Here is a 22,337-nt window from a genome sequence, read left to right as displayed (position 1 = left end):
TACGACCCCAACGGCATGGGCGCCATGCTCTTCGCCGTGCTCGCCGTCGCCGCCCAGCTCGACCGCAACTACATCCGCGAGAAGACCCTCGAAGGACACCAGGCCGCCGCCGCGAAGGGCCACCACGGCGGACGGCCCACGGTCATCGGCGACGACATGCTGATCTTCGCCCGCGCCCTGAAGGACAAAGGCACCCCCACGTCCGACATCGCCGAGAAGCTCGTGATCAAGACCGGCAAGAACGCCGGCCGTCACCCTCGATCGCCTCGCTCTACCGCACTCTCCGACAGCGGCGCCTGACCAGCACCTACATCCGGCCACGGCCCTTTCAGGCGTTTCTCACCCCACGTAGGCTCGTCTATGTAACCGGTGAAAGAACAGGGCGATGACCAGCCATGACCACCAAGGACCTCCAGAGAGCACGGGATCGTTTCCTCGTCGAGCACGATCTCGACAGCTCGGTTCGGGAATCCATCTCGTATTCGTGGCAGCGATCAAAGTCGCTCAAAGTATTACCCGAGCATATCGAGCTCCCCTTCGTCCGCGAACCGGATCTGGACAGCCCCCTCGTCGCAGCGGCCGCCCCCGTGCTGCAACAACTGGCAGACGGGCTGGTCGACGAGCCGGTCAGCGTGATCCTGACCTCAGCCGACGGCGTGATACTGACCAGGATCACCGCCAGCCGACAACTCAATCAGGCACTCGACGACGTCAACCTCGCGCCTGGCTTCAGCTACTCGGAAAAATTCGCCGGCACCAACGGGATTGGCACCGCTCTCGAGACGGGCCAGCCCACCCTCGTCGCGGGCGCCGAACACTATGCCGACTGCTTCGGGGAACTGGCGTGCGCCGGTGTCCCGATCCACGACCCGGTATCCGGCGCCCTCGTCGGTGCGCTCGATCTCACCGGTTGGGTCGAGGACGGCGGACCGTTGCTGGCCACACTGGCCCGGTCGGCCACCGCCCAGATAGCGGGGCGGCTGCTCGCCCAGGCCAGCGCGGAGCAGCTCGCGTTGCTCGACGCCTACCTGAAGGCCTATCGCCGCGCACCGCAGACCGGGGTGCTGGCCCTCGGCGACGATGTCGTCCTGATGAACCGGCGACTGCGCCGGGCATTGGATACCCAAGATCAGGCCGCGTTGCTAGACCATGCGGTCGATCTGACCGCTGCGCCTACCGGACATCGACACATCGTGGCCCTTCCCAGCGGGCAGACCGCCCGCCTGTCTTCCGTGGACGACGTCGGGATCAAAGCGCGACGGCCGTTCTATGTACGGTGGGTCTGCTAAAGCTAACTTGTCGGAATCCGAACACTCGACCACCGCGACTGCACACGCATGCCGTCGCACACCGCCGATGTTCAGTCGAAGGAGGCCGACGGTCCGCCGTCCCACAGCTGCTCGGTGACATCTGAAAGCACCAGGATGAGAGTGTCGACGCCCGGTTGCGGCACCGACCGACTCAGCGCGGCCCGCACCACGAAGCCCTCCTGATGGCGCAAGTCGACTACCGTGCCTCTCGTGCGCCGTCTGCGGCGACGGCCCGATCCTCACCGCGTCCCTCGCCAACGTCTCCGACCCCGCCCACCTGCCCGACATCACCCAGCGCTGGCTCACCGACGCCGGATGGCAGATCAGCCCGACGCTCCTTTGCCCAGACCACTCATAGTCGGCCGCGGCCCCAACCTCGAAGTCGACCAAGATCAATTTCAACACTAACGGCTGTTCCGGCTGTTCCGCTGTTCCCCGAGCGCAGATCAAGACCGGCAAGAACGCCGGTCGTTCACCCCTCGGTCGACTCGCTCCACCGCGAATGAACTCCCCGACAGCGGCGCCTGACCAGCATCTGCACCCGGCTGCGGCCCCACTCCGGCGTATTCGGTTCCTGCCCCTTCCCCGATCGGCACACCGCTAGAAGTCGACTCCGTGGCCGTCGAGCCAACGCGCGGGGGTGAACCACGGTATATCGAGGTGATACTCCTTATCGAGGACATCCAAGATCGCATGCGCATCCACCCCGGTGTAGCTCTCGTACATCCGAACATGAAGTCCGGAACGCTTTTTCACCGCGTCGAACAAAATGCCGTGCCGGAACAGCACCGTCTCGCGAGGGTGCACAACGATGTTGCCGCCGCGCTCGGCAGCATCTCCATCCGCAACGTCCAGGCACAACACCATGCGGGGATCTGTCGAGAGCACAACGAGCAGCAAATCCAGATCGTCGAGGTCCGTCACCCCGTGCCATGGCCTTCTACCCTCCCGGCCGCCAACCGCCACACAGTCGAGCGCCCGACGCCAGGGCCGACCTTCGACGATGTGCAACCGGCCACCGGACCTCAGGGGCGGAAGCGGACAGTCCCCGGCCGACCCGGAAGCGGAGACGGGTGTGGGGCCGTGTTCGGTCGTCATGCCCTCGGCGTGCCCGTAGCCATCCCTCCCGAAACATCGGCTCCCGACTCTCATAGGGCACATGGTCACGATTGGATGGCTGACCAGAACAGCCCCGCGTAATGCCGCCGACGATGATCGCGGTAAACCACGAACAACTCGATGGAAGTCCATGGCAGCGACCGTTGTCGCGACAGGAGCGCCGTTGTCCTGCACACACGTGACCTCGACCTCGCTGGCCGGGACACGTACCCGAGTGACACCAAACCTGGAAAGTGACACGCGAGTGACACGAAAATTGGAAAGTGACACCGCTCCGCGGAACTGTGAAGTGACACCGAAGATGTCCAATCGGACCAGGTAGTTGTCCACCGCGTTGCTGGAATGCCGGGCCGGTGTGCCAAATCCAATGATCGAAAAACGTCGGTCTCCGTGCGCGTCGCGTCAGTGATGTTGTCCAACGTGGAAGACCCGGCCGGAGCCGTCCTCGTGTGGGGATGAGGGGGTCCGGACCTGCGGCGATGACAGGGCAGCGAGTGCCGGTCGGGGCTTTCATGAGGGGGCGGTCGTTCGGTGGCTGGACAAGCCCGTAGGCACGATTGGACAAAAGGTTGTCAATTGGACAACTCGCCTGTCACTTCACAGGAACCTGCACCTCCTACACCGAAAATCGGCACTACGTGCACTCGCTTCGCGTCACTCATGGTTTGTGCGCACTCGGCGACGATAATTTCAGTTATCGCACCGTCCCCGCCGAAACCCCACGTCACCACGTTTTTGCTCTGCAGAGTGTCGGTGTGCTCGGATAACCTGCGCCGGTGACGATCGAACCGGTGAACGAGGCCCGCAGCGGCCCGGTAACAGCTTCTTCCGGCACAGAGCCGGTGGTACCGGAAGAGGTGGCGGCGCGGATCGCCGGAGCCATACAGCGGTCGCGGGCGGAGAACACGCGTCGCGGCTACGCCTCGGACTGGGATCGTTTCGTCACGTGGTGTTTCTCCCACGGCCACCCTTCCTTGCCGGCGCACCCGATGGTGGTGGCCGCGTATCTGATTGACGCCGCCGACACCTACGACCAGGACGGCGACCGCGCCTACGCCCCGGCGACGCTCTCGCGCTGGGTTGCCGCCCTTGGGCATCACCACCGCCGTGCCGGGCACCCCGCCCCCGGGGGCAACGAGATCGTCGCGGCCACCCTGTCCGGGATCCGCCGCGACTACGCCGACAACGGAGACCGGCCGCGCCGCCAGGCCGCGCCGCTGCTGGTCGATGACGTCGTCACCATCGTCGCCGCGGCTCGCCAGGCTGTTACCGGGTGGGCGTCGGAGGTGCTCGAGCGCCGCGACACCGCGCTGCTGTTGATGGGGTTCGCCGGTGCCTTCCGTCGCGGCGACCTCGCCGACCTGGTCTGCGAGGATGCGAGCATGCATCGGCTGGACGGTGTGCACATCCGGTTGCGGCGGTCCAAGACCGATCAGGAGGGCGAGGGCGCAACGCGGGCGTTGCCGTTCACCATCTCCCACACCAGTTGCCCACCCTGTGCCTACCTGCGGTGGGCGCAGATACTCGCCGCCCACGACACCTACGGCCGACCCGGGGTGATCCGGCTGCTGCGCAACACCCCACCGTTCGACGGGCACGTCTGCAAAGGTGCGGTGCCGCGGACGCGGGCACGGTCCCCGCTGTTCCGGTCGATCCAGAAGAACGGGAACCTCTCCGAGACCGCCTTGTCGGGAGCGGCGATTCATAAGGCTGTCCGCCGCCGCGCCGGACAGGCTGGGTACGACCCCGCTGTCGTCGCCCAGCTCGGTGGGCACTCGCTGCGCGCCGGGTTCGTCACCCAGGCCGTCCGCAACGGCCGGAGCGCGCAGGCGATCATGCGCCAGACCGGGCACACCACACCGGCGATGATCGAGGTCTACACCCGAGACAACGCGCCGCTGATCGCCAACGCGGTCACCGACATCGGCCTCTGACGTGTCGAACAGGGTTGGAACTGCATCTGATGGCCCAGTCGTAGCCGATTGCGTGCGCCACTAGCGGCCCCATCCGCCTGCAGGGATAGTTCCCTGACCACCCGGACGGTTCGTGTCGGACACCGCCCCTACCCTCCCGGTAACAGCACCGCGGACGCGGAGGGGAGAGCAGTGTGGCAGTCGTAGACGACGTACTTTCGCTTCCCGGAATGCCCGCACACCCGGTGGTAGCGGGGACCGAGCAACTCGCCTTGCTCGGTCAGCCGCAGCCGATCCGGATCCCCGAACGGCTGTGGCGGTCCTGGCTCGACGACCCCTCGGTCGTTGCCCGGTTCGTCGCCAAATGCTATCGGCGAGAAGCAAACCGATGCACGGCATGGCTGGGCAGTGTCTCCTCCACCGGGCACGGGTCTTTTCGGGCCGCGAGCCTGCCCGGCGCGTCTCGCCGTGGCACCGTGCCCGCGCACCTCTTCGCATACCAGCTCGAGTACGGGGTCATCCCGCGGCTGGGGTGGTCCGGCACCGACGACGCCGTGCTGTGCCACCAGTGCGACTTCGCCGGCTGCGTGAATCCTCGGCACATGCGACTGGGCACCAACGCCGTCAACCGCAGTGAATACCACCTGCGGCGGCGTAACCTCGCCAGTCCCCTCGCCGACGTCCGCGGCCAGGCCGGGCGCACCCGTGCCATCGCCACCGCGATCCGGAATGGCCTTGCCAGCGGCGACAATGCGGACAGTATCGAACAGCGGATCAGAAGCGCCGAAGCGGCGGGATTGCCCCTCACCCTCTGGTGAGGGACCGGCACCCACTGGGAACCTGAGGCAGCCCCGCTCCGGATCCCCACGACCGACTGAAGGACCGACGGCTATCCGGCGAAGGAGGCGTGGATCTGGTACCGAGGCAGGGCGAGGCCTGGGGTGCAGTCAGCATCAAGACGGCAAGTTAGCTTGCAGTCCGTCGAGTGGCAAGGTAACTTGGAATAATGCAGTCGGAGCCGGTCATCGCCGAGAGCGCCTACAAGCACGGGATCGACTCCGGCGACATGGTGCACGCATTCAATAACGCGATCACCGCGTTCGATCTCGGCGAGGGGTTCATCATGCTCGTCGGACCAGCGCTCGACGCGACGTTGCTGGAGATCGGTTACGTCACCAGCACCGACGCCCACGTGATCGTCCACGCCATGAAGGCCCGACCAAGCTACCTGAGGTGATGACTATGCCACGCACAACGAAGGACATCCTCGCGCACGCCGACGAACTCGCGAAGCGGTTCGAGGACTACGAACCCCGAGAGGGGGACCGCCGGGACCCGGCCGCGCTCGCCGAGCTGCGCGCCGCCGTAGTCGCCCGCGCCGAAGCCGAGCGTCAGCTCGTCGACCACATCGTCGCGGCCCGAAAGCACGGCCTGCCCTGGTCGACGATCGGCGCCGAGGTCGGCACGTCCGGGGAGGCAGCCCGCCAGAAGTATGGTCCGCTGCTCGCCTCCTGAACAGGCACTTCGATCCCGGGTGGACGGCGGTCAGCCAACGCCGCGCCACGGCGGCAGCTTGTGCGCGGGCGATGGCGCCCCGGGTTGCGCCGGACCGGGTCTGAACCACGAGAACCCTCAGCGCCGAAGGGCATTCGTCGTATGTGGGCACGCAAGGCTGGAAACCGCTGGGTGGGGCTGCCTACAGGGGTGCTTACGCCCCGGAGACCTCCTACACGAACCACTTCCCTCGGCTACTGCGTCGGGCACCCGAATTATGTCGGTGCCGGATCCGTCGATGCAACCGCGGCACACATGACCTGCACGAAAAGCGTTTGATCCACCAGCGTCGCCCACGACACCGGTGGCAGCCGATGCGCTCCTGCGCGCCCCGACGAGAACACCGTGGGCCGGCCGAAGACGGAACCCGACCTGGGCGATCTGAGCCGGACACGACGCGAGCCACAGGCCTCGTCGTCCGGCGAGTAATCCTGCAGCTCACTTCCGATCCCACCGCAATGAGATGGCTACACCAGGACCCTAGCAACCCGGCGGGAATCGGCTACGACGACACCCGTAAGCACCAAAGGTACGAACGCATTCCACGACCGCAGACGAGTCACAAAAGAGACGGCGCCCCATCACGGGTTGCGGTCGCACCGTGCTGTGTCCGACAGGTTCGGCATGATTCCAGAATGCATCTCGCCCCCCGCCCGGACCATTCGCCGCCCGATCCCGCACGACCTACGGGGGCGGAGACCGACGGGCGGACGGCACGGACAGAGCGTGGCGACAGGCCCGAACACCGCATGGACCGGGCGTCTCAGCACGTGTGGGGATTGTTCACCGACTGGTGCACGGCCGTCGACCTCGCACCGCTGCCCACCGACCCGGTGACCGTGGCGATGTTCCTCGGCGAGCACCCCACTGCCCCCGGAACGCAACGGCGCCGGGTCGGCGTGATCAACGCCGCGCACCGCCGAGCCGGCCTGCCGCAACCGGGGCGCAGCGAACTCGTCCGCGACCTGCTCGATGCCGGGCGCACGGCAAGGCGCGAGCGCGCTGCGGCGGCAATCGCCAATCGAATAGCGCAGCTGCCGCTCACCGGCTCGCCGGCCGGTCTCTTCGGGCGCCGCGACGCCCTCCTCCTCGCCCTCGCCGCCACACTGCGCTTCGAGCAGATCGCCCGCCTGCGCCGAAACCAGATCAGCGTCCACACCGATACGTTGCTGATCCACCTCGACGAGGATGGCCCCCGCCGACTCCACCTGCCGACCACAGATGTGGTCGCGGTCTACCACAGGTGGCTCGAGGTCCTGGGTTTCCTCGACCGCTACCCCAGCACCTCATTGCTGGCGCAGTCCCTGGGCCGGGGTGCGGACCTGACCGCGCACGCGGCGACGGCCCGCCGGGACGATCGACCACTGTTGACCCCGATCGATCGATGGGGCCACACTCCGTACGTCGCGACCACGCTGACTGGGCAGTCCGTCGGCACCGTCGTCCGAGCCCACTTGACCGGCCATGCGCCCACCCATGATCGGGTGCGCCGACGGCCTGTTACGGCCCGGGAGACGCCTGCGCCGACCGAGGCGCAGGACATCATCCTCGACGGCGACTATTACGAGCGCGGCATTCGCGCTCGCGCGAACGCGCACACCGCGATGAGCGGCGTCACCGACATTCTCGGTGACATTGAGGACCGCGCCGACCAACTCCTGGCCGACTTGCTCTCCGTCCTCGAATCGGACTGAACACTCGCAGCATGTCCGTTTTGTCTGTTGTTTACCGCGGTAAACAACAGACAAAACGGACATGAGGGCGGTGATTTCGATGTCCCGGCTCGGTACATCTGATGCCGACTCAGTTGACCTGACGCGACCGACGGTCTATCTGATGCCTGGCTCAGTGAATCTGATGCTGGGCCGATGGCCGCGGTCGGTCAGGGCCCGGGCCTCGTGCCGGGCAAGCACGGCGAGAGCGCCGTCGGCAGTGAACAGCATTCGTATCTCGAGGCCCGGTCGGGTACGCCCTGACCGCGGTCGGGTGCAGCGTCATGTCGGGAAGAGCAGCCAGGACTGGGGGTCGGGGCCCACACCGCCGGCCACCCGCTCTCTGCGGCATATCCCGGATCCACAGATTGCGGGTCCCCCGCCGCCATCCACATGCCAAACCCGGAGCCGCGCAACCACCATCTCCGGCCGATCCGTGATTTGCCGATAGCGCTGCCGATCGCCGGTCTCGGCCACTAGCGTCGAGCAGTGGCACCAGGTGAGGTGGGATGTGCGGTGACTGCGGGACCTGCGGTCACCGAGACTGGTGTGCTGACTGCCACGGAACCTGAATGGGATTGCGCGTGTGCGCGGTTCACGGTGATCGCCCCGCTGGCCGCGCTGGACGCGATCGGCCACGCCGCGGCCGATGAGGCAGCGGTGAGGCTGGGATTGTCACGCCGGCAGGTATATGCGCTGGTGCATCGCTTCCGGAAGGGGGCGGGCACGGTCACCGATCTGCTTCCTGGCCGCTCGTCCGGCGGCCGCGGTGCGCGCCGCCTGCCCGAGGCGGTGGAAGAGGTGATCGCCGATCACCTGACGAGGATGTACCTCAAGCGCCAGAAGCCTTCCGTGGCAGTGGTCTATCGGGCCATCGTGGGTGCCTGCGTGCGGCAGCAGTTGCCGGTGCCGGCCCGCAACACGGTGGCGGCGCGCATCGCTGCATTGCATCCGGGCGAGATTGCACGGAAGCGGGAGGGTACCGACTCCCCCGCCGCGCGCAGTCGGCGGTCCGCTGGCGGCACCGCCCCGAGTATCGATACGCCGCTCGAGCAGGTACAGATCGATCACACCGTGGTTGATGTGATGGTCGTCGACGAACGCGATAGACAACCCATCGGACGGCCCTACCTCACGGCTGCGATCGACGTGTTCAGCCGGTGTGTGCTGGGCTTAGTCCTCACCCTCGAGCCGCCGTCCGCGGTATCGGTGGGACTGTGTCTCGGGCAGGTGTGTTGCGACAAACGGCCCTGGCTCGACAGCCTCGGCGTCGGCGAGCAGATGACCTGGCCCATGAGCGGAAAACCACGCCACCTGTACCTCGACAACGCGGCCGAGTTCCACAGCGAAGCACTGCACCGCGGCTGCCAACAGCACGGCATCGATCCCAACTACCGGCCACTCGGCCGCCCGCACTACGGCGGCATCATCGAACGCCTCATCGGCACCGCCATGACCCGGGTACACGAGCTGCCCGGCACCACCTTCTCCAATCCCACCGACCGTGGGACCTACGACTCCGAAACCGCCGCGGCACTGACCCTGACGGAGCTCGAACGCTGGCTGACCCTGGCAGTCGGCTCGTATCACGGCACCGTCCACACCGGACTTGGTCAGACCCCCGCCGGGCGGTGGGCGGACGGCATCGCCGCCCTGCCCGCTCCCCCACCGGTGTCGGCGAACCGGGCGGTGTTCCTGATCGACTTCCTGCCGGTGCTCCGGCGCCGACTGACCCGCACCGGATTCGTCGTCGACCACATCCACTACTTCTCCGCCGCCCTCAAGCCGTGGGTCGCGCGCCGAGAACAGTGCGGCAAGTTCGTCCTCCGGCGCGACCCCCGCGATCTGAGCCGCATCTGGGTGCTCGACCCGGACGGCACCACCTATCTGGAGGTGCCCTACCGCACTCTGTCCCGACCGTCGATCACCCTGTGGGAACACCGTGCCGCGATCACCCGTCTGCGCGAGCGGGGGCGCACCGAAGTCGACGAGGCGGCGTTGTTCCGGATGCTCGACACGATGCGTGAGATCACCGCCACCGCAAGCAAAGCCACCCGTACAGCCCGCCGCAACACCGAACGCCGCCGCCACCTGCGCCCACCCGTACCCGCTGCCCGGATGCAGCCACCACCAGACCCTGGTCCCACCGCCGGAGCCGGCGTCCCGGTGGCCGTGTTCGACGACATCGAAGAATGGTGAGAGATGGTCGACACCGCGGCACCGGAAGATTTCGAGCACCTGCACGCACCGGTCCGTCCGGTCGCCGCCCTACCGGCCGAGGAGCGGATCCGGCACATCCGCGCCGAACGGTGGATCGGCTATCCCCGCGCCCGCGCGGCCGTGGAGCAACTCGACATCCTGTTGAAATGGCCGGCCCGGCAACGAATGCCGAACCTGCTCATCATCGGGCCGACCAACAACGGCAAGTCGATGATCGTCGAGAAGTTCCGCCGCCAGCATCCGCCGGTCAGCGGCGACGACGCCGAACAGATCCCCGTCCTGTGTGTGCAGATGCCCTCGGACCCCTCGATCAGCCGGTTCTACGTCGCGGTGCTCGCCGCCCTCGGAGCCCCGCTGCGTCCGCACCGGCGGATCGCCGAACTCGAACAGCTCACCCTCACGTTGCTGCGCCGCACTGGAGTGCAGCTGCTGGTGATCGACGAGATTCACAACATCCTCGCCGGCCGTGACAACGTCCGCCGCGAATTCCTGAACCTGCTCCGCTATCTCGGCAACGAACTGAAAATCCCCCTCGTCGGCGTCGGCACCCGCGAGGCGTATCTGGCGATCCGCACCGACGACCAACTCGAGAACCGGTTCCTGCCGATCTCCCTGCCGCCGTGGGGCGATGACCCCGTCACCCGGTCCCTGCTCGCCAGTTTCGCCGCCAGCTATCCGCTGCGTGCCCGCTCGCATCTGAGCGGCGACGAGATGACCGGATACCTCCTTTCCCGCTGCGAGGGCACCATCGGTGAGCTCGCCATGCTGCTGACCGCGGCCGCCGTCGCCGCCGTGGAAACCGGGGAGGAAGCGATCAACCGCTGCGCCCTGACCGTCGCCGACTACACCGGTCCGAGCGACCGCCGCCGCCAGTTCGAACGCGAACTGCTGTGACCCGCACGGGAAAATGGCCGCTACACCCACCACCCCAGCCGGGGGAAGCGCTCTCCTCCTGGCTGTACCGAATCGCGCAGTTGCATTCCCTGAGCCTCGACGAACTCCTCGAACACGACCTCAACCACCGCGGCCTGACCGCGAGAGAACTCGACGACGACCCACCACCGGCCGTACTCGACACCATCTCCACCCGCAGCGGCCTCCCCCTGGATCGGCTGCGCCCGATGAGCCTGGCCGGATGGGCTCCGTGGCTGCTCGACAACCCCGACCCGGACCGATGTTCGTTTCCCACCTACGTCCATCAACTCTCGGTCCTGCTCCCCACCGATCGGCGCGATTCAGCCGTCCGCGCCCCCGCCTCTGCTCGGTGGCGGCCCTGGGTGAGCGCGAACCGCAGTTACCGCGCATGCCCGGACTGCGTCGCGCCGTCCGGTCCGTGGTCGATCCCCCTGATCGGGCAGTTGCCGCTGACACTCGGGTGCCCCGCCCACCACCGCCGGCTCGAATCCTGTAACGCCATCCCGCACCCGCTGGCGCGCTGGGAGACCGCCGAATCGGTCACCCGGGCGACCACCGCACCCGAAGCCGGCCTGGACGCACTCATCGCCCAGGCGCTGGGCGCCGGCACCGTCACCCTGCGGCGGCGGGCGGTGCACGCCGCGGTCTGGTTCCGCATGCTGCGAACGTTGCTCGACGAACTGTGCACCCCGTTTCGCGCCGCCGGGCCCGGCGGCGATGACCTGCGCCGCATCTGGACCAGCGTCGGCCGCAGACCCCATCGGGTATTGACCACCACCTTCGAAGAACTGGACTGGGCGACGCAGGCACACCTGCTCGCCGCGGCCGCCGTCGCGATCGACCTACTCGGCGCCGGAACGATCACCGCGCGAGGTACCCACGGGCCCCTGCTGTGCCCCTGGCCGTCGACGACCGTCTTCGGTGGCCGGCTCACCCGCCGCCCGTCACCACCCCGCTCGGTGCACCCGGTGTCCAGCGACGAGACCGCGGCGCTGTGGGCGCGCGTGCACTCGAGCATGGAAGCAGCGATCGCGGCGGCCCGGCAGGACCCCGCGGCCGCGCAGGCGCTGTTCGCGCTCGCCCGCAACGGATGTCGCACCGAGGCCGCTGTGCTGCGGTTGCGTACGGCGTTCGCCCAGCACGGCATTGCCCTCTCCATTTCCGACACCACCACGGCCCAGCCGAAAACAGCACGGTCGCCGGGTTAGATTGGCGCCATGAGATCCGCGTCCGCGCACGCCCGCCGCAGTCCCTGCCGCACAGCGCACGACGTGCACACCCGGTTGGCGACCGGCGCGAAAACCGTGATCCTCGACAGCCCACCCGAAACCACTATCGAACTGCACGATCTTCCCGACGGCCTCACCCTGCGCGTCGAAGGTTCATCCCGCGTGCAGATCACCGACACCACCGTGCGGTCGGAACAACGCGGTCCCGCGATCGTGATCACCGGCGCCGCCCACGCCCAACTCTTCGGCCACGTCCGCGCCCACGCGTACACCACCGCCACCGTCGACGCCTTCGATCACACCCGGGTCACCGCACACAACCGCGCCGCCGTCTCCGCCGTCGACCACGCCCACATCTACGCCGGCGAGAACACCACCGTCTACGCCTACGACCACGCCGCCGTCCACGCACACGGCGACGCGCAGGTACACGCCACCGACAGCACCCGCATCGTGCTGCACGGCAACGCGCACGCCGCGGCCGCACGTGGTGTCACCATCTTCGGCCCCGCCCGGGGCAACGTCACGGTCGCCGCCAGATAGCGCGACACACCGACCACCCCACCACCCGGGCCCCAATGTCCGTTTTGTCCGTTGTTTACCGCGGTAAACAAACCAGACCGATTGGTCTTGTTTGTTTACCGCGGTAAACACGCGACGCACAGCACTCGGCAAGTCGCCCCCGGCGAAGGCACCGGCAGTGCGGGCCGGGGCTCGAACGGCATTCCGAGTATCGCGTCGGCTGCGTCAGGCGCGTGTCGCGCCGGCGAGACCTTTCGAAGAGATGCCGCGCAACCGGCATCCGCGACGCTAGCGCGCGGCCAACGACGATCGGCCCGATACCTTGCGCTCAGCCTGCATGACACCCCGCGTGTCGGCACCGTTCCACCGCCGCGGTGCCGTACCGTGCATACCCGTCCGAAGTAGCCCACACCAGGTGGGTGAAGCAAACGGAAAGGGTCCCATGACCATTCATGTCCTTCTCAATCAGAAGGGCGGCGTCGGAAAAAGCACCCTCGCCGTCAATCTCGCCGCCGTCACCGCCGACGTTCTCAACCAGGACGACGATCCCGACGCCACCTCCCCCGTCGCCGCGGTCTCCGTCGACCCCCAGGGCTCGGCGATCTGGTGGGCCGACCGCCTCGACAACCTGCCATTCCACGTCGTCCAGGCGCACGATGACCTCAACGGACTACGCCAGTTGGGTCAGCTGCCCGGCATCCGCCATGTCTACGTCGACACCCCCGGCTGGATCGACCTCAACGCCGCCGACGACACCTCCGACCCGCTCGGCCGCGGACCCGCCGCCGACGCCTTGCGGACGGTCCTCGAGGTCGCTGATCACGTCATCGTGCCGATCGAAACCGAACCACTCTCGTTCGACCCGACCGCACGCACGATCCGAAAGATCCTCGAGCCCCGCGGCATTCCCTACAGCGTGGTGATCAACAACTGGGATCCCCGCGACGGCAAACTCGACCTCGAGGAGACCAAGGACTTCGTCCGCGCGAACAAATGGCCGCTCGCCAAGACCGTCATCCGGCATTACAAACTGCACACTCGGGCCAGCGCCGACGGCCTGGTCGTAACGGAGTACCCGGCCAACCGGGTAGCGCTGCAGGCCCGGGAGGACTTCTACCGGCTCGCCCTCGAGCTGCGAATCGACGGTGGTCGGTGATGGCACGCGGAACACGTACCAACCTGGCGACCCTCGCCGGCGCCGTCGGTGACAACTCGCCCGTCGACCGGCCCACCCCGCCCGCGACACCGACCAGTGCTCCGTTGAGCGAGCTGGCACCGAACCCGCGCAACCCGCGTGATGACCTCGGCGACCTCAACGATCTGGTCTCCATCACCGGCACCCAACTCCAACCTGCCCTGGTGGTCACCCGGGACGCCTACCTGCGGCTGTATCCGGAGGACGAAGCCGAGATCGGGCTGGCGCGGTGGGTGGTGATCAACGGCTGTCGGCGCCTCGCCGCCGCCGCCAACTTCGGCCGCCCCTCGCTCGACATCGTCGTCAAGGACGAGGTCGCCAAGGACCGTGTCACCCTGCTCGCTGCGGCGGTCATCGAAAACGTCGGCCGCCGCGACTTCGACGTCATCGAAGAGGCCAAGGCCATCGAGCTCCTCATCAGCGAGTGCGGGACCGTCGACAAGGCAGCTATGAAGCTCGCCAAGTCCAAGGGGTGGATCTCCCAACGGCGGTCTCTGCTCCAACTCACCCCAGAACTCCAAACCGCCTTGCGCAATGGTGAACTCGCGATCCGCACCGCTCGATCACTCGCGCAAGTCCCGCCGGAGGATCAAGTTGAGGCATGGAACACCGAACGCACGCGTCACCATAGTGCTGAGTCAGATTCAGGTTCCACTGACGACGGTCCCGGGCCAGCGGAACGGGTGCCCGTGACCGCGGCGAAGGTGACCCGCACCTTCCGGCGCCTGGATGCCGACCCCGCAGTTCTCGCGGAAGCGCTGGTCGAGTACCTCGACGGCGATGGTCTTCGGACCCTTCTCGCCGTGCTTACCCAACGAACCTGACCAAGCCTGCAAGCGACACCCACCCCGGGAAATGTCCGTTTTGTCTGTTGTTTACCGCGGTAAACAACTGTAGGTTCCCGCCTAAAAGTTCGACTTTCGTGGTCTGTCCTGGGGGTTTGTGGTCGGTTCTCATCAACTGTTCGACGTCTACTTCTCACGGTTCGTTCGACTTCTTCTCGGCGTGTGCTGGTTGGCGGGCCTGAGGATCTGTGCGGCCAGCTCGACGGTGTCGGGGTAGATCGCTGCGTGGGTGAAGCTGTCGTGATCGGTTTGGATGCCGAGATAGTGGTTGCGGGTCTGTAGCCGGAGCAGCCGGTGTCGCCAGTGGTGAGGAAGGGCGGTCGTCGAGGCCGGCCAGGGCGGGACGGCTTTGACCGCGGTCGCGTAGGCGAGTGTCACTTGCTGGGGTGTGTGGTGGCGCAGTAGCTGGTTGGTGCGGCGTTGGGCTGTGATGATCTCGGGGGTGGCGGATAAATCGAGCTGGGGGCTGTCGGCGTCGCTGATCCAGATCCCGTGGCGTGTGCAGACATTGTGGTGGACGGGCAGGTGGACGGGGACAGGTCCGCGGATGCCGCGGCGGATGGTGCATCGTCGGCAGGCGGTGGTGGCCCGGAGCGGGCCTTGGATGTCGGTGTCGCCGAAGGGAGGCAGTGCGTGGGCGAGGTCGGCGGGAGGTTTGCTGGTGAGGTGCGCGAGCGCGAGCAGCGCCGCGCCGGTTGCGGGGACGAGCATGTGGTGGCGGGCGCGGTCGTCGTCGCTGCTGGCCTTCGTCGAGAACCACGGGGGAAGGACGGCGAGAACCTCGGCGAGAGTGAGGTGGTTGGCGTCGGCGAGGCGAGTCAGGTAGGAGACGAGGGTCTCCCCGTTGACCGGGGCGGCCGACCGCGGCAGCACCGGCGTGCGTTTCGGCTTGTGAGAGAACGGGTTCGGTGCCACCGACGAGTTCTGCGTTTTCGGGGGAGGTTGCTCGTGTCGGGGCGGCAGGAGGCGGGCCACGTCGCGGTAGAACGTGGCTTTGCTTCCGGCGAAACCGAGGTCGGTCACTTCTCGGAACACGGTCGCGGGCCGCAGGTTCGGGTCCTCGGCGAACCGGTGCCGGCAGTAGTCGGCCAGAGGGTCGGTGAGCATACTCGGCTTTGTCCGGGCCCGGATTCCGGGCTTCTTGCGGCCGTGCAGGTAATCGCGGATTGTCTGCTGGCTGTGGCCGAGATGGCTAGCGATGGCGCGTCCTGACCATCCCGCCGCGTGCAGCGCGATGATCTTCTCGGCGCGGTCTCGTGGCAGCATCGCGGTCATGCGGCCGGTGGGCGCGGGGACCCGGAGGCGATGTCGGCGTCGACGGAGTCGAGGGTCTTCTTGGTGATCTTCTCGGTGCCGTCCAGGACGGCGTCGATGGCGGCGCTGCGGATTAGCCAGAGCAGGCTTCCGATCATTCCGTGGGTGCGCCTGTGCAGGTAGTTGTCGAGTTTGGTGAGGGTGCCCGGCTGGTGCCGGTGCAGCCGGAGGCTGCCTTCGAGGGCGGCGATCAATGTGGCCCACTGTTGGTCCTGGCCGAACGCGCTGGTGCGGACCATTCCGAAACGGCCGGCGATCTGCTCGCCGCGAGTCCCCGACAGCAGCCCGGTCCGTTCCAGGCTGATCCCGGCATATGCAAACGTTGCGGGAACCCTCTCGCTCAGGTATTTCAAGGTGTCGGATGCTTCGGCGCCCGCGCGGGTGCGGGTGTCGAGGTTGTGCAGTTCATCGACCGCGACGAGGGTGACACGGGCGTCGCGGCTCACTCCGCAGACCGCGTCGGCGATGTCGGTGATGTTGGCGCGCCGTGAGATCGGCAGGTCGAAGAACCGGGCGAACTCCATCGCGATCATCTTCGGGGTGGCCGCGGGCGGGACGGTGATGTAGATGACGGGAATGTCGCCCGTCGCGTGCGGGTGACGCCGCCGGTGGATCACCTCGACGGTCTTGCCGAGCTGGGTCAGCGCGGTGGTTTTGCCGGTGCGGGCGGGCCCGGACACCATCAGGCCGCAGCGGCCGTAGTGGGCGTTGCGGTTCAGCTGGATCAGGCGGCGACCGGAGGTGATGACCTGGCGGATCGTGGGAGTCTGGACCACCAGTAGCCGGGAGTGGTGAGCGATGCGGTCGTCGTCGTAGCAGTCGCGCTTGTCCTCGTCCAGGCCCGTCCAGATCGTGTCGGGCAGAAGGTTCGGTGCAGTGGGCATTTCGGTGACGAAGCCGCGCCAGCCTGCCAGCGTGGTCAACTGCAAGTGCTCGTGTTCGCCCGCCGGGTCGTCACCTCGGTCCGGGCGCGCGGGGCGGTTCACCATCTCTTGTCCGCCTCGGCGAACGCGTCGAAGATCGGCATCGGGATCACCCCGGTGCGGCCTTCGCCGGTGTTCTCGCCTGCCCGGCCGGTGTCGATGTCGTCGGTGAGATCGTCCTCGTCGTCGTTGTCGGCGATCACCTGCTGCGACTCGGCGGGCAGCACGGGGACCGGCTCGCCGGCAAGCTCGAGTTCCGCGGACGCGGCCAGACCGGCGCGTTCGGCCGCCAGCCGGGCGGCCATGCGCCGCTCGCGGCGGTCGAGAACTTCCCCCACGCTCCAGCGGCTCAACACTTGTCTCAGCGCCTCGTTCGGGTCGGCGAACCGGTCGTTGCGGCGCGCCAGGAACCGGGCATAGCGGGCAGCTTCGTCGGAAAACGGCGTGTTCAGCATCGGCGCGTGTTCCCAGACCAGCCGATGCCATCGCCCGTCGTCGGGGTCGCAGAACCAGACGTGGCGGACGTCGTCGTCGTTGACCCGGAACGGCCATTTCCCGGCGTCCAGACCGCCGTAGGGGCTCGATGCGTTGCGGTAGCCGTTCAACACCGGACCGTCGTAGCGGCGACCGTCGATCTCGACACCGTAATTCTGGATGGTGCGCCAGACCACTCGCAGGAATTCGAGCGCCAGCTCCGGAGCCGCCGGGATCCGCAACAGGCCCGCCTTGGCGATGCCGGTGGCGAACATGTCGTTGGGTGACATGGCCAGATTCGGCCATTCCGCGACCGCGAGCCCGTCGTGATCGGACGGGTGATAAACCGTCGAAATCCAATCCCGGATGACATCTTCGAGTTCGTGCACGAATAGAAACGCCTGCTCCTCCAGGCCCTCACCACGGCTGTGCAGGTCTGGGCCCTTGTAGGCGGGAAGGTGCTGGATCAGGCCCTGGCGTAAGGATCTGAAAAACCTTTCGATGGTGGGCTTGTCGGTCGGTTTGCGGGGCTGGGCGGGCTGGATCGAGATGCCCAGCCGCGCGCAGACACCGATCACGTGGGCCGACAGGAACGCTTTGCCGTGGTCGATCACCAGCGTCTCCGGCGGGCACCACACCTCGGCCGAAGCCTCGGCGGTGCCGTCCTCGGTGAACACCAGAAACCGCGGCAACCCGTGCGCCGGGCCCAGCGTCGGCCGTCCCGAACTGCGGCCGGTCACCGCCTCGAACAACACCCCCGCGACGTCGACCGCTTTCGTCGACACCGGGGTCACCTTCAACCCGAGAATCTGGCGGTCGAACAGGTCCTGCGCGACGGTCAGCTGGGCACGAACCCACCGGCAGGTCACCGGTTCCATCGCGAAAATATCCAGATCCTGGGTATCGAGGAGCACGTACTCGCCCGGCCGGGTAGCACGTAACCGCCCGTGAACACCCTTCGGGCCGGCCGCGATCGACCGTCGTGCCTTCGCCGAACCGCTCACCGCGTTCGTGCCCTTCGTCAGCTCCGCCAACCGGCGGTAGGCGGTGGCCTGCGACGGAATCGGCACCACCTTCTCGCCGTGCTCACGGTCGAGCCGATCAGCGACCCGCATCAGCACCGCCGACCGCGTCGGCGTCGACGCAGACACCCCCGCCGCCAGCTCCGCCCGTACCGCAGTCTCCCAGCGCGGATCGACGACCGAGAACCCGCTCCTGCCGCGGCGCCGGTCCACGAGCCCGGCTTCGCCGCTCTCGCGGTAAGCGGCCACCCACTTCTCGACCGCCCGCGACGTCACCGACAATTCCGCGGCCTTGGCCCTGTAACGCGCCATCAGCGGCTGGCTCGGAGCATATTCCGATCGTGGCTCGCCCTCCCGGGCTGCCTGGGCATAACCGGACCGGTAGCCGGTCAGCACCTCTCGGACGTGCTCACCACGCTCGGTCACCTGCCGCCGTTGCTCTCCGGTCAGCCCCGCCAGCACCAGCCCGGGATCGCCGCCGGATCCGACCGGCTCAACACCTCGTGCTCGCGTGACGAATTCGGTCAGAGAGAAACTGCTGTAGCGGCCGTCGGTATAGGAGATGACGACCTTTCGGCCGTCGAACTCCACGATCTGCGCCGCATCCCCATCGACGAGCACCGCGGTGCCGACCGCCACCGTGATCGCGCGCTCGGTCATACTCGACCCCCTGCCGCCGCCGAAACCACCGTTCCGCCATCGAGGGCCTGCGACAGATCCGCCGCCAGCCACGACCTCCACAACGCATGCAGGATCACCGGCCGGATCACCCACGGCGGTGCCACGGCCGCCATCTGCTGCTCCAGCACCGTGATCGCCGTGGGCTCGGCGGCGGCATCCACGACGGCTTCGATCAACTCGGTCGCCACGGTCATCGCCCGTCGATACCCCGCCAGGAACCGCACATTCTCGAGCTGCACCGGATCGCACCCACTCCAGACCTCGAACCCGAACCCGTGCCGCCGACACACCGCCCGTGTCCAGGCAAACTGTGCGACAACTTTCGGATCGTCAACGCGGGAAGCGGCTTTCACATCCACCACCGTCACCGCGCCATCGGCATAGGTCAGCAGCAGATCCGGAACATGGCGGCGCACCTGGTCACCGTCAGCCCCCTTCAGAAGGAATGGCTGAGCGGCGATGCCCACCACGTCCGGGTCCTGATCGGCCAGAAGGATCCTCGCCAGCTCCAGCCGACTCTCGTAGACCACATGCGAGCCCGTTGTTGAGGCCCAATACCACCCGGAATAATGGCGACGTCCCTGCCATGAACGGAACTCCCGCACCGGACGACCGGACAGCACCTCCGACACCGGTAGACGTGGCAACGTCGTATCGACGTATCTGCCGTCGTCCGCCCGATACCGGACGGACACATCCGATTTCTCGGCAAAATCGGCCAAGCCCGCCCGCAGGACGGAGTCCTCAGTCATGGGCGCCATGAAACACCGCCCAGAACCGATCCGGCCGCAGACACGCCGCCGCAGATTCTCAGCAATCATTCGAATCCGAACGACGCACGAACTTTCAATGAGAATCCGAACTCTTCAACGAGAAGCTACACGAGTCGGCATCATCAGATGCACTGAGTCAGGACAAATCCTGTCCTGACTCAATGAATCTGGCGGACCTGACCAGCGGTTCGCCAGGCTCGGTGCGTCGTTGCCTTGATGAGCGACTCATTGAATTTGGCGAGTACGGAAATAAGTATGGAGATGAAGGTTTCGCCGATTCGCAGCTACACCAGGTGATACTGGGTGATCTCGCCCGGCCAACTCTCCCAGCTCCACTGAGCCGTCCGCCAGATAGCCGACACGACTCGCCAGATTCAGTGATCCTCCGCCACCTTCATTGAGCCAGTGTCGGTTCTTGAGCGATCTGGCGGTGGCGCCCTGCCGTGAGCTGCGGTGCGCCACTTGTCGCGGTCATGTCGTCATCAACCCCTTCTCACGCGATCTGGCGGATTCTGGGGACAGAGGCACCCGAATCGGCGCGACTGCAACACGTGGAACTGCGGTTCCACCGCTTCCGCCACTTCGGATGAGGAGCCTCGCCACATGTGTGAGAACTCCCGCCAGATCAGCTGAGAACCGATAGGAACGACCTCACCGGCCGTTCCAGTTCGTCGACCACCTCCCGGCAACCACCGCCACGGCACCCGACGCTCCACCCCGGACCCGGAGACGAACACCGCCTCGAACTCGTCATCGGCACGGCTCAACTGCGCAATCTCTCCCAGCACCGAGGCATGCGCCACCCGGGCGAGAAACTGCGCCAACGCCGCGCCACCTATGTGAGAAACGCGCCAGATCGACCGAGAACCGACAGCCAGGACAAATCCCCGATTTACACCACCACCCCTTGACACGTTGGTTACGCTCCGATCAGCGCAACGAAGAGAGCATGGATCGGAGCGAATCCCCCGCGTACGGGAATTATTCCGCTCAGGCAATAACCTCTCTCACGCGTCTTGATCGTTCCTTCAGCCTCGGCTACGTCCCCGTACTGTGGCCCACGCTGCCGATCTCCCTGGTCTCGCACTCCGATCAAGAACCCGTCCCAACACCGTCCCAACACCGTCCCAATGCCGTCCCAACATCAAGACTGCTTGACTTACGGGCTTATCCGTGGTGCTCCTCTCAACTAACAGGTCGGCCGTTCACTCCCCGGGAGAGTCGTGAGAAGGGTGTGTCAGTCGATTTCGACACCGAGCTCCTGAGCCTTGGCCGCGCCGAAGCCGACCAACTCGGTGCGGTCAGGACAGTGCGCAATATCCTTCGTCTTCGGCGGCAACGTACTTCGAACGAGCAGTGCCACCGCGCTCTATCGACTGATCATGTCAGGGTGGGCGTCCACAACGATGCGGTAGCCGATGCCGACGAGAACACTGCCGGCGATGCGGACGGTAAGTTGCACCCAGCGCAGATGAGCGCCCCGTTGGTCGGGCACAAGTTCAGCCTGTCCGGCGACGACGAAAGGATTCGGATCGCCCGGACCGCTCGATCCCCACGTGTGCGGTCGCCTCGGTGTCGAAGTAGGGCAGGAAGTCGGGCAGGAACACCGACGCCACATGCGGCTTGGACGCCGAGACGCTGCGGCCGAAGAATTTGCCAACGGTGACTCTCTTAGGGCGCGGAGGCATGCTCGGAGGAGGCTACGTGATCAACGGCACCTGGAATATCTGAACTAGTTCTGATGTAATGGTGTGTATGAGCAAGTCGACTACTACGGCCACATTCTCCGAATTTTTGAGGTCACCCAAGGATGTCCTTGGCGTCCTCGAGGACAGCGGTGAGGTGGTTCTGACTCGCCGGAATGCTCCAGCTCTGCGGTTGACCCAGGAGTCGGCGAGCCGCGCGGAGTTGAGCGCCCTCGGCGTCGTCGGGCAGCTTTTCGCTGCCTCCCTCGATGAGGCGGCGCTCGATCGTGTCGCCACCCGCCTGGCCGTGACACTGCCGTGGATCGGGTTACTCCCTGCGGCCTTGCACGCGGAGTTCGTCGCCGAGTTCCAGGCCACGGCGCGTGCCTGCATCGCTGTGGCCCGCTTCGATCGACTCGCGATCCTGCTCGAAGCATGGAAGGCCACGGCGGAGGCGTACGCCGACCCTCGGTTGACAGCTGATGGCTCCGACTTGGAGTATCTCGATGAACCCGAGGTGGTCGAAGCCCCGGATCTCGGCGCGTGAGCAAGAAGGATGGCCCGGTCCCTCGTCCGATCAAACGTGTCGAATGGCATCTCGTGTTCGCCACGCGTGACGCCGCGAAGGGCTGGACCGATCTGCTGGCGACCGCACGCAACGCCACGGTCGATGCATGGGACACACTCACCCGAGAACCGATAGTGGAGACATCGCGGCTGTATCAGCTCAAGGGCGACTACGCCTACGGGACGTACCAAGGGCGAACCTACGCTCGGTACCAGTACAAGGTGACCGACGGTGGGCGGATCTGGTTCTTCGTCGATCCGGCGCCTAAAGGCGCGAAGAACGCCGGCCGAGTTCTACTCGAGCGATGCGAGCCTGGGCATCCGAAGGAAACCGAGTAAGGCTCAATACGGTCGCTGCGAGCAC

At 66.6% G+C, this 22,337-nt stretch carries 21 protein-coding genes and 1 pseudogene; 15 read left to right on the top strand and 7 right to left on the bottom strand.

Annotated elements, in window-relative coordinates; all coding sequences use genetic code 11:
- Window positions 1-15 precede the first annotated feature (15 nt).
- Complete coding sequence (locus MLGJGCBP_RS49805) at window positions 16-300, top strand: recombinase family protein (protein WP_236580935.1); 285 nt, start codon at window positions 16-18, stop codon at window positions 298-300.
- 95 nt (window positions 301-395) lie between these two features.
- Window positions 396-1,274: pseudogene (locus MLGJGCBP_RS49800) on the top strand (GAF domain-containing protein); the annotation flags it as partial.
- Window positions 1,275-1,360: 86 nt separating this feature from the next.
- Here the strand turns inward: MLGJGCBP_RS49800 and MLGJGCBP_RS49795 are convergent.
- Both MLGJGCBP_RS49795 and MLGJGCBP_RS49790 read right to left on the bottom strand, forming a co-directional pair.
- Window positions 1,361-1,501, bottom strand: a complete 141-nt coding sequence (locus MLGJGCBP_RS49795) for a hypothetical protein (protein WP_160094376.1) — start codon at window positions 1,499-1,501, stop codon at window positions 1,361-1,363.
- 409 nt (window positions 1,502-1,910) lie between these two features.
- Window positions 1,911-2,234 (bottom strand): hypothetical protein, encoded by a 324-nt coding sequence (locus MLGJGCBP_RS49790; protein ID WP_236580936.1) that lies wholly within the window; start codon window positions 2,232-2,234, stop codon window positions 1,911-1,913.
- A 971-nt stretch (window positions 2,235-3,205) separates the two neighbouring features.
- Between MLGJGCBP_RS49790 and MLGJGCBP_RS49780 the strand changes: the two genes are divergently transcribed.
- From MLGJGCBP_RS49780 to MLGJGCBP_RS49730, 11 genes are all read left to right on the top strand, one after another.
- Entirely contained in the window at window positions 3,206-4,363 is a 1,158-nt protein-coding gene (locus MLGJGCBP_RS49780) for a site-specific integrase (RefSeq protein ID WP_160094377.1), read from the top strand.
- Between the two features lie 209 nt (window positions 4,364-4,572).
- Window positions 4,573-5,160 (top strand): hypothetical protein, encoded by a 588-nt coding sequence (locus tag MLGJGCBP_RS49775; protein WP_160094385.1) that lies wholly within the window; start codon window positions 4,573-4,575, stop codon window positions 5,158-5,160.
- Window positions 5,161-5,348: 188 nt separating this feature from the next.
- Window positions 5,349-5,579 carry a hypothetical protein gene (locus MLGJGCBP_RS49770; protein WP_160094378.1) on the top strand — a complete coding sequence of 77 codons (231 nt, stop codon included), beginning with the start codon at window positions 5,349-5,351 and terminating at the stop codon, window positions 5,577-5,579.
- Window positions 5,580-5,584: 5 nt separating this feature from the next.
- On the top strand, window positions 5,585-5,857 hold the full coding sequence (locus MLGJGCBP_RS49765) for a hypothetical protein (protein WP_083395401.1): 273 nt from the start codon (window positions 5,585-5,587) through the stop codon (window positions 5,855-5,857).
- A gap of 788 nt (window positions 5,858-6,645) precedes the next feature.
- Window positions 6,646-7,590 (top strand): hypothetical protein, encoded by a 945-nt coding sequence (locus MLGJGCBP_RS49760; RefSeq protein WP_236580937.1) that lies wholly within the window; start codon window positions 6,646-6,648, stop codon window positions 7,588-7,590.
- Window positions 7,591-8,124: 534 nt separating this feature from the next.
- On the top strand, window positions 8,125-9,807 hold the full coding sequence (locus tag MLGJGCBP_RS49755; protein ID WP_160094379.1) for a Mu transposase C-terminal domain-containing protein: 1,683 nt from the start codon (window positions 8,125-8,127) through the stop codon (window positions 9,805-9,807).
- Between the two features lie 3 nt (window positions 9,808-9,810).
- Window positions 9,811-10,722, top strand: coding sequence for a TniB family NTP-binding protein (locus tag MLGJGCBP_RS49750; protein ID WP_160094380.1), 912 nt, complete (start codon window positions 9,811-9,813; stop codon window positions 10,720-10,722).
- The gene (locus MLGJGCBP_RS49745) at window positions 10,719-11,951 is read left to right on the top strand and encodes a TniQ family protein (RefSeq protein WP_160094381.1); all 1,233 of its coding nucleotides are present in this window, start codon (window positions 10,719-10,721) and stop codon (window positions 11,949-11,951) included. The genes MLGJGCBP_RS49750 and MLGJGCBP_RS49745 overlap by 4 nt, the downstream gene beginning before the upstream one ends.
- A 9-nt stretch (window positions 11,952-11,960) precedes the next feature.
- Entirely contained in the window at window positions 11,961-12,515 is a 555-nt protein-coding gene (locus MLGJGCBP_RS53485) for a hypothetical protein (protein ID WP_160094382.1), read from the top strand.
- Window positions 12,516-12,936: 421 nt separating this feature from the next.
- Window positions 12,937-13,650 carry a ParA family protein gene (locus MLGJGCBP_RS49735; RefSeq protein ID WP_072948795.1) on the top strand — a complete coding sequence of 238 codons (714 nt, stop codon included), beginning with the start codon at window positions 12,937-12,939 and terminating at the stop codon, window positions 13,648-13,650.
- Complete coding sequence (locus MLGJGCBP_RS49730) at window positions 13,650-14,513, top strand: ParB/RepB/Spo0J family partition protein (protein WP_160094383.1); 864 nt, start codon at window positions 13,650-13,652, stop codon at window positions 14,511-14,513. Before MLGJGCBP_RS49735 ends, MLGJGCBP_RS49730 begins: the two co-directional genes overlap by 1 nt.
- Window positions 14,514-14,660: 147 nt before the next feature.
- On the opposite strand, the gene MLGJGCBP_RS49720 is transcribed toward MLGJGCBP_RS49730, so the two are convergent.
- From MLGJGCBP_RS49720 to MLGJGCBP_RS53480, 5 genes are all read right to left on the bottom strand, one after another.
- Window positions 14,661-15,800, bottom strand: coding sequence for a TniQ family protein (locus MLGJGCBP_RS49720; RefSeq protein WP_236581119.1), 1,140 nt, complete (start codon window positions 15,798-15,800; stop codon window positions 14,661-14,663).
- A gap of 5 nt (window positions 15,801-15,805) precedes the next feature.
- Entirely contained in the window at window positions 15,806-16,837 is a 1,032-nt protein-coding gene (locus MLGJGCBP_RS49715; RefSeq protein ID WP_201453080.1) for a TniB family NTP-binding protein, read from the bottom strand.
- On the bottom strand, window positions 16,831-18,927 hold the full coding sequence (locus tag MLGJGCBP_RS49710; protein WP_236581118.1) for a helix-turn-helix domain-containing protein: 2,097 nt from the start codon (window positions 18,925-18,927) through the stop codon (window positions 16,831-16,833). The genes MLGJGCBP_RS49715 and MLGJGCBP_RS49710 overlap by 7 nt, the downstream gene beginning before the upstream one ends.
- Window positions 18,924-19,700, bottom strand: a complete 777-nt coding sequence (locus tag MLGJGCBP_RS49705) for a TnsA-like heteromeric transposase endonuclease subunit (RefSeq protein WP_236581117.1) — start codon at window positions 19,698-19,700, stop codon at window positions 18,924-18,926. The genes MLGJGCBP_RS49710 and MLGJGCBP_RS49705 overlap by 4 nt, the downstream gene beginning before the upstream one ends.
- Window positions 19,701-20,958: 1,258 nt before the next feature.
- A complete protein-coding gene (locus MLGJGCBP_RS53480; protein ID WP_268960729.1) occupies window positions 20,959-21,084 on the bottom strand; it encodes a hypothetical protein in 126 nt (41 codons plus the stop codon).
- Between the two features lie 392 nt (window positions 21,085-21,476).
- On the opposite strand from MLGJGCBP_RS53480, the gene MLGJGCBP_RS49700 reads away from it, so the two are divergent.
- Together MLGJGCBP_RS49700 and MLGJGCBP_RS49695 are read left to right on the top strand one after the other, a co-directional pair.
- A complete protein-coding gene (locus tag MLGJGCBP_RS49700; RefSeq protein ID WP_043827368.1) occupies window positions 21,477-21,953 on the top strand; it encodes a hypothetical protein in 477 nt (158 codons plus the stop codon).
- Window positions 21,950-22,312, top strand: coding sequence for a hypothetical protein (locus MLGJGCBP_RS49695; protein WP_012686751.1), 363 nt, complete (start codon window positions 21,950-21,952; stop codon window positions 22,310-22,312). The genes MLGJGCBP_RS49700 and MLGJGCBP_RS49695 overlap by 4 nt, the downstream gene beginning before the upstream one ends.
- Window positions 22,313-22,337 lie beyond the last annotated feature (25 nt).

Origin of the sequence: Rhodococcus sp. T7, from assembly GCF_009872365.1 — a bacterium.
Lineage (GTDB): Bacteria > Actinomycetota > Actinomycetes > Mycobacteriales > Mycobacteriaceae > Rhodococcus_F.
The sequence above is the reverse complement of the archived record's forward strand: the minus strand, read 5'-3'. Positions and strand labels throughout refer to the sequence as shown.

Coding starts and splice junctions, on each gene's coding strand:
- MLGJGCBP_RS49805 (WP_236580935.1), top strand. CDS start 16: ATGGGCGCCATGCTCTTCGCCGTGCTCGCCGTCGCCGCCCAGCTCGAC.
- MLGJGCBP_RS49775 (WP_160094385.1), top strand. CDS start 4,573: ATGCCCGCACACCCGGTGGTAGCGGGGACCGAGCAACTCGCCTTGCTC.
- MLGJGCBP_RS49770 (WP_160094378.1), top strand. CDS start 5,349: ATGCAGTCGGAGCCGGTCATCGCCGAGAGCGCCTACAAGCACGGGATC.
- MLGJGCBP_RS49765 (WP_083395401.1), top strand. CDS start 5,585: ATGCCACGCACAACGAAGGACATCCTCGCGCACGCCGACGAACTCGCG.
- MLGJGCBP_RS49760 (WP_236580937.1), top strand. CDS start 6,646: ATGGACCGGGCGTCTCAGCACGTGTGGGGATTGTTCACCGACTGGTGC.
- MLGJGCBP_RS49750 (WP_160094380.1), top strand. CDS start 9,811: ATGGTCGACACCGCGGCACCGGAAGATTTCGAGCACCTGCACGCACCG.
- MLGJGCBP_RS53485 (WP_160094382.1), top strand. CDS start 11,961: ATGAGATCCGCGTCCGCGCACGCCCGCCGCAGTCCCTGCCGCACAGCG.
- MLGJGCBP_RS49735 (WP_072948795.1), top strand. CDS start 12,937: ATGACCATTCATGTCCTTCTCAATCAGAAGGGCGGCGTCGGAAAAAGC.
- MLGJGCBP_RS49730 (WP_160094383.1), top strand. CDS start 13,650: ATGGCACGCGGAACACGTACCAACCTGGCGACCCTCGCCGGCGCCGTC.
- MLGJGCBP_RS49720 (WP_236581119.1), bottom strand. CDS start 15,800: ATGCTGCCACGAGACCGCGCCGAGAAGATCATCGCGCTGCACGCGGCG.
- MLGJGCBP_RS49715 (WP_201453080.1), bottom strand. CDS start 16,837: ATGGTGAACCGCCCCGCGCGCCCGGACCGAGGTGACGACCCGGCGGGC.
- MLGJGCBP_RS49710 (WP_236581118.1), bottom strand. CDS start 18,927: ATGACCGAGCGCGCGATCACGGTGGCGGTCGGCACCGCGGTGCTCGTC.
- MLGJGCBP_RS49705 (WP_236581117.1), bottom strand. CDS start 19,700: ATGACTGAGGACTCCGTCCTGCGGGCGGGCTTGGCCGATTTTGCCGAG.
- MLGJGCBP_RS49700 (WP_043827368.1), top strand. CDS start 21,477: ATGAGCAAGTCGACTACTACGGCCACATTCTCCGAATTTTTGAGGTCA.